Origin of the sequence: Sphingomicrobium sediminis, from assembly GCF_023805295.1 — a bacterium.
In the GTDB taxonomy this organism is placed as follows: Bacteria; Pseudomonadota; Alphaproteobacteria; order Sphingomonadales; family Sphingomonadaceae; genus Sphingomicrobium; species Sphingomicrobium sediminis.
Map to the genome: position 1 here is coordinate 310,587 of NZ_JAMSHT010000001.1, position 12,927 is coordinate 323,513.

Annotated in this window: 15 protein-coding genes and 1 tRNA gene; 4 read left to right on the plus strand and 12 right to left on the minus strand. The window is 63.5% G+C overall.

Features of this window, described 5'->3' with window-relative positions:
* The first annotated feature begins 78 nt into the window (after window positions 1-78).
* Complete coding sequence (locus NDO55_RS01500; RefSeq protein WP_252111746.1) at window positions 79-891, plus strand: universal stress protein; 813 nt, start codon at window positions 79-81, stop codon at window positions 889-891.
* 28 nt (window positions 892-919) lie between these two features.
* On the opposite strand, the gene NDO55_RS01505 is transcribed toward NDO55_RS01500, so the two are convergent.
* Window positions 920-993: transfer RNA gene (locus NDO55_RS01505), tRNA-Gly, on the minus strand.
* Between the two features lie 244 nt (window positions 994-1,237).
* Here NDO55_RS01505 and NDO55_RS01510 point away from each other — a divergent pair.
* The 3 genes from NDO55_RS01510 (at window position 1,238) to NDO55_RS01520 (ending at window position 4,260) form a co-directional block, all read left to right on the plus strand.
* Window positions 1,238-2,140, plus strand: a complete 903-nt coding sequence (locus tag NDO55_RS01510) for an OmpA family protein (RefSeq protein WP_252111748.1) — start codon at window positions 1,238-1,240, stop codon at window positions 2,138-2,140.
* Between the two features lie 181 nt (window positions 2,141-2,321).
* Window positions 2,322-3,584, plus strand: coding sequence for a DUF3422 domain-containing protein (locus NDO55_RS01515; RefSeq protein ID WP_252111750.1), 1,263 nt, complete (start codon window positions 2,322-2,324; stop codon window positions 3,582-3,584).
* Window positions 3,585-3,684: 100 nt separating this feature from the next.
* Window positions 3,685-4,260, plus strand: coding sequence for a pseudoazurin (locus NDO55_RS01520; protein ID WP_252111752.1), 576 nt, complete (start codon window positions 3,685-3,687; stop codon window positions 4,258-4,260).
* Window positions 4,261-4,330: 70 nt separating this feature from the next.
* On the opposite strand, the gene NDO55_RS01525 is transcribed toward NDO55_RS01520, so the two are convergent.
* The 11 genes from NDO55_RS01525 to bchL form a co-directional block, all read right to left on the minus strand.
* Window positions 4,331-4,552: a hypothetical protein gene (locus NDO55_RS01525; protein ID WP_252111753.1), complete on the minus strand. Its 222-nt coding sequence runs from the start codon at window positions 4,550-4,552 to the stop codon at window positions 4,331-4,333.
* Between the two features lie 77 nt (window positions 4,553-4,629).
* Window positions 4,630-5,853, minus strand: a complete 1,224-nt coding sequence (hemA, locus tag NDO55_RS01530; RefSeq protein WP_252111755.1) for a 5-aminolevulinate synthase — start codon at window positions 5,851-5,853, stop codon at window positions 4,630-4,632.
* A 4-nt stretch (window positions 5,854-5,857) separates the two neighbouring features.
* On the minus strand, window positions 5,858-6,664 hold the full coding sequence (puhE, locus tag NDO55_RS01535; protein WP_252111757.1) for a putative photosynthetic complex assembly protein PuhE: 807 nt from the start codon (window positions 6,662-6,664) through the stop codon (window positions 5,858-5,860).
* Window positions 6,658-7,722: a magnesium-protoporphyrin IX monomethyl ester (oxidative) cyclase gene (acsF, locus tag NDO55_RS01540; RefSeq protein ID WP_252111759.1), complete on the minus strand. Its 1,065-nt coding sequence runs from the start codon at window positions 7,720-7,722 to the stop codon at window positions 6,658-6,660. Before acsF ends, puhE begins: the two co-directional genes overlap by 7 nt.
* Entirely contained in the window at window positions 7,719-8,006 is a 288-nt protein-coding gene (locus tag NDO55_RS01545) for a hypothetical protein (RefSeq protein WP_252111761.1), read from the minus strand. The genes acsF and NDO55_RS01545 overlap by 4 nt, the downstream gene beginning before the upstream one ends.
* Complete coding sequence (gene puhC, locus NDO55_RS01550; RefSeq protein ID WP_252111763.1) at window positions 8,003-8,473, minus strand: photosynthetic complex assembly protein PuhC; 471 nt, start codon at window positions 8,471-8,473, stop codon at window positions 8,003-8,005. The genes NDO55_RS01545 and puhC overlap by 4 nt, the downstream gene beginning before the upstream one ends.
* Complete coding sequence (gene puhB / locus NDO55_RS01555) at window positions 8,470-9,093, minus strand: photosynthetic complex putative assembly protein PuhB (protein WP_252111765.1); 624 nt, start codon at window positions 9,091-9,093, stop codon at window positions 8,470-8,472. The genes puhC and puhB overlap by 4 nt, the downstream gene beginning before the upstream one ends.
* Entirely contained in the window at window positions 9,090-9,884 is a 795-nt protein-coding gene (gene puhA, locus NDO55_RS01560; protein ID WP_252111767.1) for a photosynthetic reaction center subunit H, read from the minus strand. The genes puhB and puhA overlap by 4 nt, the downstream gene beginning before the upstream one ends.
* 22 nt (window positions 9,885-9,906) lie before the next feature.
* The gene (locus NDO55_RS01565) at window positions 9,907-11,331 is read right to left on the minus strand and encodes a BCD family MFS transporter (RefSeq protein ID WP_252111769.1); all 1,425 of its coding nucleotides are present in this window, start codon (window positions 11,329-11,331) and stop codon (window positions 9,907-9,909) included.
* Window positions 11,331-12,032 carry a magnesium protoporphyrin IX methyltransferase gene (gene bchM / locus NDO55_RS01570; protein ID WP_252115496.1) on the minus strand — a complete coding sequence of 234 codons (702 nt, stop codon included), beginning with the start codon at window positions 12,030-12,032 and terminating at the stop codon, window positions 11,331-11,333. Before bchM ends, NDO55_RS01565 begins: the two co-directional genes overlap by 1 nt.
* Complete coding sequence (gene bchL, locus NDO55_RS01575; protein ID WP_252111771.1) at window positions 12,032-12,922, minus strand: ferredoxin:protochlorophyllide reductase (ATP-dependent) iron-sulfur ATP-binding protein; 891 nt, start codon at window positions 12,920-12,922, stop codon at window positions 12,032-12,034. Before bchL ends, bchM begins: the two co-directional genes overlap by 1 nt.
* Between the last annotated feature and the right edge of the window lie 5 nt (window positions 12,923-12,927).

Here is a 12,927-nt window from a genome sequence, read left to right on the forward strand (position 1 = left end):
GGGTTTGACGGCGGTCAAAGCGCCCTCAGGCGAATGTGCCTAGGCTGGTTGCATTGTCCCAGCACCAGGAGGCACTCGATGAAAAATATCCTGCTTCATCTCCAGCATTCCGCAGGTTCAGATCGGGCACGCGAAAACGCCATCGCGTTGGCCACGTCGCTCGAAGCGCATCTGACCTGCATGTATGTGACACCCAATTCCGCGTTCGTCGCGGCGGGGCCGTTCGGCGGCATCTTTGCCATCGATGACATCATGGACGCGCTCGAAAAGCGGGCGACGGACGTGAAAGGCAAGGTGGAGGCCGATCTCGCGAACGAGGCGATCGGATGGGATTATGATCGCCGCGTCGGGGACCCGGTTGCGACGTTGGCCTATCATTCTTCCATTTCCGACCTGCTCATCACCGGGCGCGACGAGGCCAAGGATGATGATCTGCAAACGCCGATGGCGCGGCTCGGAAGCCTGTTGCACCGCGTTCATTGTCCGATCTTCATTCCAGGCGATGATGGCGCGGTGATCGACCCCAACGGCACTGCAATCATTGCGTGGGACGGAAGCGTGGAAAGCGCCAACGCGGTGCGCGCCTGCCTGCCGGTCCTCAAAACGGCCTCGAAGGTGAAAGTCGTCCGGATCGAAGAGGATAAGGACCAGTTCCCGGATACGCGCGTGATGGAATATCTCTCGCGCCATGGCATTCATGCCGAACTCATCGTCGAGCCATTTACCGAGAAGTGGGTAGACGAGGTGCTGGTGCTGCACGCCCAGACGTCGCATCCTTCATTCATCGTGAGCGGCGCCTACAGCCACCGCCGACTGAGCGAGTTTCTGTTCGGCGGGACGACACGGTCGCTGCTGCGCAAATGCCCGGTGGGGCTGTTCCTCGCGCATTGAGCATAGCTCTCGACATGACCGGAGGGAATGGAGCGGGTGAAGGGAATCGAACCCTCGTCTTAAGCTTGGGAAGCTCCTGCTCTACCATTGAGCTACACCCGCATTACGCTGCGACGGCTCATACTTGGCCCAGATACAGGGTCAAGCACCATCCTTTGCGCATCGCCATCAAAGCCCTGCACAGTTCATCGCTCTGAACGCCCGCCACACCTGTAAAATTAACCATTCTTAAAGATTTAGCGGGGCCGTTCATCTGGCAGCAAGGTTTCGGTCGACAGAGCGGCCCAAAATGGGGCAAAAACATGCCGCGCACGCGGCAGGACGGATTTTCAAAGGAGCGAATTTCGTGAAACTTATCAATAAAGTAACGGCGTCCATGTTGTTGGCCGCGGTGGCCATTCCTGCAAGCGCAGTGGCCGCACAGCCGACCGAGGCAATGGATCCGATCACGATCGAAGGCCAGCTGCCCGCCGACCTTGACGAGCTGCCCGAAGGCCCCAAGATCAAGGGCTTCATCACCGCGCGCAACGGCGCGCAGATGCAGGTCATGAGCGAAGATGGCACCAACGTTTCGGTTCTCGTCGCCGAGGCCACCAAGGTCCGTTCGACCGGTGGTTTCCTCGGTCTCGACAAGGACAAGCTCACCACCGACGCGTTGCTAAGCGGCCTTCCGGTGACGGTCGAGACGGCGCAGTGGGGCGGCGGCCTGGTCGCGACCAAGGTCAGCATGAAGGACAAGGATCTCAAGACCGCGCTGATGATCCAAAATGGTACGGCGCAGCGCTTTGACCAGCAGGATACTGCCATCGCCGAAAATGCGGCGGCGACTGAGGCCCTTCGGGGCCGCTTCGGCGACATCGACCAGTATAACGTCAAGAGCCAGACCAGCGTCTATTTCGACACAGGCAAGTGGGCGCTCTCGTCGTCGGACGAAGTTCGCCTGTGCGAAGCGGCTGCCGAAGCCGATGCCATGGACAATGCGCTCCTGCTGGTCGTCGGCTACACCGATTCGGTCGGCGATGAAGACTATAACCAGGTCCTGAGCGAGCGCCGTGCCGGCCGGGTCGTCAACTATCTTCAGCAGAAGTGCGGCTGGGCGCCGTACCGCATGCTGACCCCCACCGGGATGGCCGAGTCCGACCCGGCGGCGGACAATGAAACCGAAGAAGGCAAGGCCCTCAACCGTCGCGTGACGGTCAACATCCTCGTCAGCAAGGCTGTCGACGGCATGGAACAGGCTGGCCTCTAAGGTCCGATACAAGCTCCGGCGGCATCCGCCCCCCGCAGGGCGCCGCCGGGGTTTTCAATGCATTGGCAAAGGGCCGACATGCTGCCGTATTGGCGAGCATGTCGGCTTTTTGATTCCAGCCTCGCACCCCGCACTTTGGTCCGCGCTATCCCGATCTGCGCCCTTCGTGTAAGGCCCTTCCATGGGTCTGACCGAACATCCGTTGCGGCGCGACCTGGTCCGCGAGATGCATCTGCGCCGATTTGCCCCGGTGCAGGCGCCGGCGCGGCTCGTCCAGATGATCTATCTCGTCGACAAGGAAGAGCGGCAGGCCGAGCTCGAACGGCTCGCCAATCCGGTCGGCAAAGCTGCGAAGACTATCGAACAGGAAAGCCGTCACGCGCTGATCGCGATCGACGAGGATATCCGCTTCCTGTGGGAACGGCAGACCGAAGCGACGACCATCACCGCGCTTGTCGAAGGGCGCGACATGGGCCGGCTCGACGCGCTGGTCGAGTGGATGATGGAATGGCCCGGCGCGGTGGTGCGTGCGACCAAGCTTTATGTCGAACCCGAGGAGGAGGCGGCCAAGAACTGTCTTCCGGACATGCGCTTCGTCGAGCAGGACCTCGTATCCTGTTGCATCAATGCGGGCGTGCGCATGTGGTCCGACTTTCGCATCCGCGAGGATGGCTTCGGCCGCATGCTGCTGGCCGGGCAGGCGGGTGGTCCTGACGAACTAGGGCGCATCGTCCAGCGGCTGCAGGAACTCGGCAATTACAGAAACCTTGCCCTGCTTGGCCTGCCGCCGGTGCAGCGGCTGATGCCCGAGCTCAACCGCCTGGAAGACGACTTGGCGCGCCAATCGCAGAAATTGGGTGAGCTGGGCGAAGAGGAATTTGACGACGACGCGCTGCTCCACGATTTGTCGCGCCTGTCGGCTGAAATGGCGCGGATCAGGGCGGAGAACAGCTATCGGCTGGGCGCGACGCAGGCTTATGCGCAAATTGCCGGTGACCGGCTCGAGACGCTCGAGATCAAGCCGCTACCTGGCTATCAGAGCCTGTCCGACTTTACCGAGCGGCGCCTCGTGCCCGCGATGCGGACCTGCGAGACCTTTGCCAATCGCCTGCGCCGCATTGCCGAGCGCAGTAGCGATGCCATTGCCTTGCTCAACACGCGCATCGACACGCGGATCAAGGCGCAGAATCTCGACCTCTTGAAATCGATGGAATCGTCCTTCTCTTTGCAATTGAGACTGCAGAACCTCGTCGAGGCGCTCTCGGTCATCGCGGCGAGTTATTATGCTGTCGGACTGATCGCCTTCATGGTGAAGGGCTGGAAGGCGTTTCCCGACGGCGACAGCACCGACATCATTCTCGGCATCGCGACGCCGGGGATCGTCCTGCTGATCTTCATTCTCGTCGGGGTCATTCGCAAACGTGTCGTGGACGAAACCAAATGATGCGCCCGCGCATTAGGGTGAAAGGACTGCCAGAACTGGCGGAATGCGTACCATTACCAACGGTGAGCAAGGGGCAAACCGGAATTCAGGAGACTCAAGGATGAAGACATCGCGTGCATTGATCGGTAGCGCTGCAATTGCGGCACTGATGGCGACGGCAGCTTGTGGCAGCCGAGCCGACGAAGAGCCGCCGGCACCTGCGCCCACCGAGGAAGCCGGTGAAGACACCGCGACCGAAGAGGATACGGCAAGCGCGCCGGCCACCGAGCCCGAAGTCGAGCCCAATGGCACGGTCATCGAAATCCAGATGCTGACCCGCGATCCCGACGGCAGCGGCCTGCAGGTCTTCAAGCCTGACCTCATTCGCGCCCAGGTTGGCGACACGATCCGCTTCGTGCCGACCGACCCCACCCACCAGAGCTCGTCGATCGAAGGCATGGTGCCCGATGGCGCGCGTGGCTGGGAAGGCGAAATCAACGAGGCCGTCGAATATGTCGTGCCGCTTCCCGGCGTCTACGGCTATCAGTGCGTGCCGCACTATGCCGCCGGCATGGTTGGCCTGATCATTGTCGAAGGTGACGGCCAGGATTCCAATGTCGAGGCCGCCAAGGCCGTCTCGCATCCGGGCAATGCCGGTCGCAAGTTCGAAGCGATCTTCGAGGAAGCCGGGCTCTAGAAAAGAGTTTCAGCAAACGAAAAGGGCGTCGCATTTCGCGGCGCCCTTTTTCTATGCGCTGTCAGGAAACCTAGTCCCGTTGATCGAGCGTCTCGCGGCCTTCCGCACGGCGCTCGGCTTCGGCATCCCGGCGATGCTGTTCCATCGCGGCCTTGCCTTCCGGCGTGTCCATGGGATGCCGGTTCGACTTCTTGCGGAGAAAGAATAGATAGGCCGCGATCAGGACAAGCAGAACTAGTCCGAGCGTGACGAGATTGAGCGGCGCAGCGACCGCTGCTGGGATATAAGTCATTATAAGAACTCACTTATCTGACCCCCGGCCCCACTATGTCATCAATGGGTCGGAGGGCAGCCAAGTTCCTACATGCTTTAGGCGGCAGTGGCCTTGCGGGCCAATTCGCACTGCGACCAGATCTCGCTCAGCGCATTGATGAGCCGGTCGATATCGCCATCGTCATGGACGGGCGAGGGGGTGAGGCGCAGGCGCTCGGTCCCGACCGGCACGGTGGGATAATTGATCGGCTGCACATAGATGCCGTGATTGTCCATCAGCCAGTCCGAGATGCGTTTGCACTTGTGCGCATCGCCTACCATCACCGGGATGATGTGGCTGGGATTATGAAGATGCGGGATGCCCATCATGTCGAGCTTGGCGCGTACCGTGGCGACGCGATCCTTCTGGAGGTCGCGTTCGGCGCTGCTCTCCTTGAGATGGCGGATGCTTGCGGCGGCGCCGGCGGCGACTGCTGGCGGCAGCGCCGTCGAGAAGATGAATCCCGACGCGAAGGTGCGGATATAGTCGACGAGGTCGGCCGATGCGGCGATATAGCCGCCCATCACGCCGAAGGCCTTGCCCAGCGTGCCCTCGATCACGGTGATGCGGTCCATCAGCCCTTCGCGCTCGGCAATGCCACCACCGCGCGGGCCATAGAGACCGACGGCGTGAACTTCGTCGATATAGCTCATCGCACCATGCTTTTCGCAGACGTCGAGAATTTCGGCGATAGGCGCGATGTCGCCGTCCATCGAATAGACGCTCTCGAAGGCGACCAGCTTGGGCACGTCGGCCGGATATTCGCTGAGGCAGCGGTCGAGATCTTCGACATCGTTATGGTGCCAGATCCGCTTCTGGCAGCGCGAATGGCGAATGCCCTCGATCATCGAGGCGTGGTTGAGCGCGTCCGAGAAGACGATCAGTCCCGGAATGCGCGCGGCGAGGGTGCCGAGCGCGGCCCAGTTGGAGACGTAGCCAGAGGTGAAGAGGAGCGCGCTTTCCTTGCCATGCAGGTCCGCCAGTTCGCGTTCCAGCAGGACATGGTGGTGGTTGGTGCCCGAAATGTTGCGCGTGCCCCCGGCGCCAGCGCCGCATTCGTCGATCGCGGCATGCATGGCTTCGGTGACGACGGGATGCTGGCCCATGCCGAGATAGTCGTTGGAGCACCAGACGGTGACCGCTTGCGTTTCCTCGCCATCGAGGAAGCGGGTGGCCTGCGGGAAGCGGCCGCGATGGCGCTTGATGTCGGTGAAGACGCGGTAGCGTCCATCCTCGCGCACATCGGCGAGCTCTTCGCGGAAGAAGGCTTCGAAATCCATGATTCTAAGATCCCCTCGTCGTCAAATCGGATGTGGAAGGCGGGCCGCGGCGACGCAGCGCCCAACCCCACAACATGCCGTCGCGAAACGGCAATGCGAGAAACAGATGTTCGAGCGCGCCGAGCAGGGTCAGCGCGAAAAGGAGGCTGGCGCCAATCATCGCCGGGCTGCCGGGCGCGGAGGCGAGTGCCTCGCTGCCGATCCAGCCGGCCAGCGCCAGGATCGCGATCAGGCTGACGGGCAGCAACCAGGTCAGCCGGTTGGGCCCGAAATAGGTCTTCAGATAGTCGAGATGGGGCGGCAGCAATTCGGTGCTCGAATTGGGCACGCCCACGAAGATGTTCATCTTGGCCGAGAGGCGCAGGACGAACAGGAGCAGGAAGACCATCGCGCCGACCTGGTTGGCTGCGCCCCATGTGAGGAACAGGAGCAGCACTGCCGTCAGCGCCAGCGCAAGCTCATGATGAAGCAGCGTGGCGCTGGCATGCGCAAAGCGGTCGAGACCGCGCGCATCGGCGGGGCAGGGGCCCCGATTGGGCCCTGACACGGCGCCGGTCAGGAAGGCGACTTCGTGCCAGGACCATACCATCAGCGCTCCGGCAAAGGAGAGGTATATTGCCGAGGCGCTGACGGTATGAGCGCTAATGAGGATGGCGACGAGACCGGCAATGCCGATCGCGCCCGAGACGAACAGGCTACGCGGGAAGGTGGCCCGCTCACGCCCGTCGAGCCAGGCGATCAGCCCGGTGGCGAAGAACCACACGGCCACGGTCACGACGACCGGCAGGATATGGCCAGTCCAGCTTACCATGCAGGCTGCAGCCGGATCTTGGCGGGAAGCTCGGTCCGCGTCGGGCGATGGAAATACATGCGCGCGAAGGCGAAGGCGCAGCCGGCCATACCGGAAACGCGCTTGGCCATGCCGCCGATGCCGCCCTGGGCCTTGCCGGCTTCGATGCGGCGGGCGGCGGTCAGCAGCTTGTCCATCTTGGCGCGGAAGGCGGGGTCTTCGGTGTCCAGCCCGACGGGATAAACCTGCCGCGCGATGATGTCGGTCTTGCGGAAGACTTCCCAGTCATATTCGGTCGGATCGACGCCCAAGGCGGCGTGGAACACCGGCCGATTATGGTCGCGCACATACATGGTCGCGTAGACCGACAGCAGGAAGAAGCGGATCCACAGCTTGTTGTAGCCCTTGAGCAATTTGGGGTCCGCGCGCATCAGCATGGCAAAGGCCTCGCCATGGCGGAACTCGTCATTGCACCATTCCTTGAACCAGTCGAAAATCGGGTGAAAGCGAAGCTCCGGATGCGCTTCCAACTGGCGGAAAATGGTGATGTAGCGGGCATAGCCGATCTTCTCGGAGAGATAGACGGCGTAGAAGATGAACTTGGGTTTGAAAAAGGTGTATTTCTTGGTCTTCGTGAGGAAGGACAAGTCCACCCCGATCCCAGCATCCTTCAATGCATCGTTGATGAAGCCGGCATGGCGGCTCTCGTCGCGCGCGAGCAGCTTGAACAGGTCCTTGACGTCTTGGTTCTTGGTGCGCTTGGCGATCTCCGCATAGAGGATGCAGCCCGAAAATTCGGACGTGAGCGAGGAGACGAGGAAGTCGATGAACTCGGCCCGCAATTCGGGTTCGAGATTGTTGATGATCCCGTCAAAGCTTTCGGCGCGTTTGAAATGGTTCTTGTTCGGGTCCGAGCGCATCTCGGCGATGAGCGCGTCCCATTCCTCGCGCACCGGATCGACGTCGATCGCGTCCAGCTTCTCGAAATCGGTCGTATAGAAGCGCGGGCTCAGCACGGTGTCCTCATTGGCTAGCCGCTGGCTCTCCTCGGAGCGATGCACCTTGGTCTGGACGTTCATTTGATCCTCCCTGCTGAGAAGCTGACCTCGTAGAGTTCGGCGAGGTCGAAATAGGCCGCGGCCTTGACCAGCGCGCGCTTCAATGCGGTCGCGCGGGTCACCGTGGCGGTGCGTTTGAATTCGGCGCTGGAGCCGAAGGGGATGGAGATGGGGTCGCCATGCACGCGCACCTTGTCGCCGGGGAAGATGGCGTGGTCGCCATCCAGTTCGACATGGGCGTGGAAATAGTCCGGGCTCTGCGCCACCGAGACGGTGCATGGCACCTCGAAATGCCGGTTCATCATGTCGTTTCCCCAAGAAGTTCGCCGAATGTCGCCTCATTGTCCCTGCCGAACGAGACGAGTTCGACGCTGCGGCCGGTTTCCGGATCGGCCAACGTCAGCCCGCCATCGTTCCAGCGGGTCAGCGTGAATGGCGTCACCGCGCCAATGCCCTGTAGGCGGCGATGGTGGACGAGGCTGCGCATGGTCGAGCGGATGAAACCACCGGTGCCGGGCGCGTAGCGGGTGATCGTCTCGTCGCTTGCTGCATCGACGATAAGGATCCCGCCATCGGCCTCGTCACGGAAGAAGAGCGTGCGGCTGGCCGTTGCGCTGGTACCGGCTTCGGCACGGGCCACCTCGGGCACCGCTTCGCGCGGCATGATACCGAGCCCGCCAAGCCCGGCCAGGATGACCGTCAGCACCATCAGTGCACCGATCATGTAGAGCGGCGGGCGGGGCAGGTCGTCATGGCTGTGGGCGTGGCTCACGCAAGCTTCTCCTTGAGGCCGGTGGGTGCGGGCGCGGGCGCCTCGCTGGTCACTGCATGGCGGTTGACCGGCTCGATGGCAGCAACGGCGTTGGCGAGGATGTTCGCCACCTTCGCGGCATCGGGAAGCGCGCGCAGCATGGGCTCGGGCGCGGAGAGCTTCCACGGGCGCGCATGCGGCCAGAGAAGGGCGTAGCCGAGACTGTGCGGGCCGACGATGTCGAGCGCGATATCGCCATGGCCATTGCCGAGATCGGCGAGCTTGCCGGCGCCGATCTTGCCCAAGGGCAGGTTGATCGTCTTTTCGATCGCCATGCCGATGCGCAGGATGAGCCGCCGGTCAGTCAGCACGTAGCGCGACGACTTGGCCGCGAGCCACGCCATCGAATGCAGAAGGCCCAATGTCGCCATGCCGGCCAGCACCGCGAACATCGCCCCGCCCATATTGCCGAAGGCGACTGCCGACAGCGCGATCAGGCCGAAATAGAAGGCGACGAGGCGCGTCTTGAAGACGCGGCGAGCGAGGACCGCGCGATCGGGTGCACCCTGCCAGATGACCTTCTCGTCCTTGCCCAGCCGCGCCATTGCGACCGCTTCGTCATGGAAGTCGTCATGACTCATACGAGCGGCTCCTGACGCTCGGCATCGGCATAGAGATAGCCGCCGCCGAAATAGGCCATGATCCGCTCTTCTTCGTAGCGGGTGATCTGGCCCGGGGTGGAGATGCGCGGTGCGCCGGCAAATTGCGCGGCCTTCAGCGCGTCGATCTCGATGAAGCCGCGGCCCTTGTGCACCTTGGCCATCGGCATCGGGGCAAGCACATTGGTGCCGCCGTCGATGGCGATCTCGAGATAGCGGATGACATGCTCGGCCCGGTCGACCCAGATTTCGGCGACCTTGCCCGCGGCGGCACCATCGGCGCCGACGACGGTCATGCCGACAGGGTTGGGATCGCGCTTGGAGACCGAGATTTCGGTCGCCATCGCATTGGGCACGATGCGGTTCTCGCCATGCGCGGTGATGTCGGGAAGCTTGTCGCGATTGGCCCACGCTGCCGGGCCGAGACCGTCCTCGAACGGATTGCCGGTCGGCACGTAGGGTGCACCCGGCGAACGGAAGGTGCGCTCGCCCTTGATGGTCTGCGTGTCGCGATCATTGTTGGGCGCGAACTTGCTGCCGCGGCCATGGGGCAGGCGGAATTCCTTGGGCTCCGCGGTGGAGAGCGGGCCGCCGGGCGTGTCGACGATCCCGGTGGCGGCATCCTCGACCGGATAGCCTTCGCGGCGATCTTCGCGGCGCAGGTAGAAGATGAGCGCGATGAAGAAGCCGACGAACGACCACCAGGCAATCTCGGCCAGGTCGATATTGCCGACGATGGGGACGGCTCCGGAAGCGGTGAGCAAATCACTCATGGCAGGTTCCTTTCTTTCATTCTCACGTCGGGAAGGCGGTGAGGCCGAAGGGCTTCGCCGACAGGCCCGACGGATCGCGGCGGCGGCCGACAAGCGGGCCGATCACGATCAGGGCAGCAAGCAACAACAGGATTTCGACGCAGTAGACGGTGACATAACCGGTCGCGCGCTGCGTCATTGCGGCCGGAAGAATCTGGGCGGCGCCGAGCGCCGTCATGACATCGCGAAGCAAGCCGCCGAGCGCGATGGCGAGCCCCGCACAGGAGGCCTGCACCGCTCCCCAGGCGCCGAGCGCAAGCCCGCTTTCGGCCTGGTCGGTCAGCCCCATCGCCTCGATGAGGGTGCCGACCGAGAAGAGGCCGAGACCGATGCCGATGGAGATGGCGCCGGCAAAGAGGAGTGCGGTCGACGCGAACGGTGCGGCGAACAGGATCATCAGGAAAGCGGCGATGCCGACAGTGAGCCCGAGGCCAGCGAGCCGGAGCGGGTCGGCGGCAGCGCTCAGCTTGCGATTGGCGAGCATGAAACCGAACAGCGCGCCGGCTGCCCACGCGCCGGTGAGCGCGGTTGTCGCGCCGACGGTAAGGCCGAGGATTTCGCCGCCGTACGGCTCGAGCAGGGCGTCCTGCATGGCAAAGCCCGCAGCGCCGATGCCGATCGCGGTGAGCAGCCGCGCATTGCGTCCCTTGCTCACGAAATCCTGCCACAATTCAGAGAAAGGCGGCTGGGGCTCGCTGCTTTTCGGGGGTGGGGCACGGCGCGCTTCCTGTTTCCAGAGCGCGGCGATGTTGAGGAGGAGGCTGGCGAGCGCAGCCCCCTGGATCACCTGGATGAGCCGGGTGGGGGAGAAGTCGATCAGCTGGCCGCCGACGATCATCGCCGCGGCCATCATGCCGACCAGCAGCATGACGTAGAGCAATGCGACAGCGCGCGGGCGCTTGTCTTCGGGCGCAAGGTCGGTGGCGAGGGCGAGGCCGGCAGTCTGCGTCATGTGCATGCCGGTGCCGGTGAGGAGGAAGGCCAAGGCGCTGGCTCCAAAGGCGAGCGGCACCCCGCCGTCGCGGCCCAGCAGGATGAGCGCCATCGGCATGATGGCGAGCCCGCCAAACTGCATGAGCGTGCCGAACCAGATATAAGGGACGCGGCGCCAGCCGAGCACCGAGCGGTGCGTGTCGGACTTGTGCCCGATGAGTGCGCGAAACGGCGCGGCGAGCAGGGGAATGGCGATCAGCAGCGCGACCAGGAAAGTCGGTACGCCAAGCTCGACGATCATGACGCGATTGAGCGTGCCGTTGAGCAGCACGGCCGCCATCCCGACGCTGACCTGGAAGAGGGCAAGGCGCAGCAGGCGTCCCATCGGCAATTCCGCGCTCGCCGCATCGGCAAAGGGCAACCACGCCGTGGCGACGCGGGTCCATTTGAGGGTCGAGGCGGCAGGCTTGGTCATTATCGGCGGACGAGCTCCATGGCCTGGCTGGTGTAGAAACCGGACGAGACGCGATGCGTCTGGGCGATGCGCCATTCGGCCATGGCGGCGAGGCGTTCGCGCAGGCGCTTCTCGGCAATCGGGACGATGGCCGGCGAGCGGTCGCTGCGCGGGAAAAGCTTGCCCGCCTTGTGCATCAGGCTGAGCAGCGGGCTCCACGGCGCGAAGGTGAAGAGGATCGAGCGGCGGGTGCGCTGGCCGAATTGGTCGAGCGCGGCGACGAGATCGTCCTCGTCATAGTGGATCAGGCTGTCCATCGCGACGACATGGTCATAGTCGCCGAACGTGGGATCGAGCATGTCGCCCGCGACCCAGTCGATGCGGCCACCTTCGAAAGTGCCGGGCGCGCGTTCTTCGGCAACGGCGACGAGACCCTTGGCGACATCGATCGCGGTGACTTCGGCGCCGCGGCTGGCCGCCGCAATGCTGAGCGCGCCGGTGCCGCACCCGGCATCGAGCAGGCGCAGGCCGCTCATGCGCTCGGGCAGCCAGGACAGGAGCGTGGCGCGCATCTCTTCACGGCCGGCGCGCACGGTGGCGCGGATGCCGCTCACCTTGGCATCGCTGGTGAGGTCGACCCACGCCTTGCGCGCGGTGCCGTCGAAATAGCCCGCAAGCGCCTCGCGGCGCTGGTCGTAGGAAGTGGGTGCGCGCGCTGCCATCATTCGAACCCCAGGAAGTCGAAAATGTCGCGATCCTTCATCGGCTTGGCGGTCGACGGTTCGACCCCGTCCCACAGCATCTTGGCGAGGCGCAGATATTCCTCCTGCGCCTGGATGACCTCGGGGCTGTCTTCCATTTCGAAGAGGGTGCATTTCTTGAGGCGCGAGCGGCGGATCGCGTCGACGTCGCGGAAATGGGCGAGGCGATCCATGCCGATGGCATCGCAGAAGCGGTCGATCTCATCCGTTTCGCGGCTGCGATTGGCGACGACGCCGGCGAGGCGGACATCGTAATTCTTGGACTTCGCGCCGATCGCCGCGACGATGCGGTTCATGGCGAAGATGCTGTCGAAATCGTTGGCGGCAACGACGAGCGCGCGTTCGGCATGCTGCAAGGGCGCAGCGAAGCCGCCGCAGACGACATCGCCGAGCACGTCGAAAATGACGACGTCGGTATCCTCAAGCAGGTGATGCTGTTTGAGCAGTTTGACGGTCTGGCCGACGACGTAGCCGCCGCAGCCGGTGCCGGCCGGCGGGCCGCCCGCCTCGACGCACATGACGCCATTATAGCCCTCGAACATATAATCTTCGGGGCGCAGTTCCTCGGAGTGGAATTCGACCGTTTCGAGCACATCGATCACCGTCGGCATCAGCTTCTTGGTGAGCGTAAAGGTCGAATCATGCTTGGGATCGCAGCCAATCTGCAGCACGCGATGGCCGAGCTTGGAGAAGGCCGCCGACAGGTTGGACGACGTCGTCGACTTGCCGATGCCGCCTTTGCCGTAGACCGCAAAGACCTTGGCGCCCTTGATCTCGTCCTTGGGGTCCAATTGGACCTGGACGGAGCCTTCGCCATCGCCGCGCGGGAAATTTCTGTCGATCAGGTTCATCTATT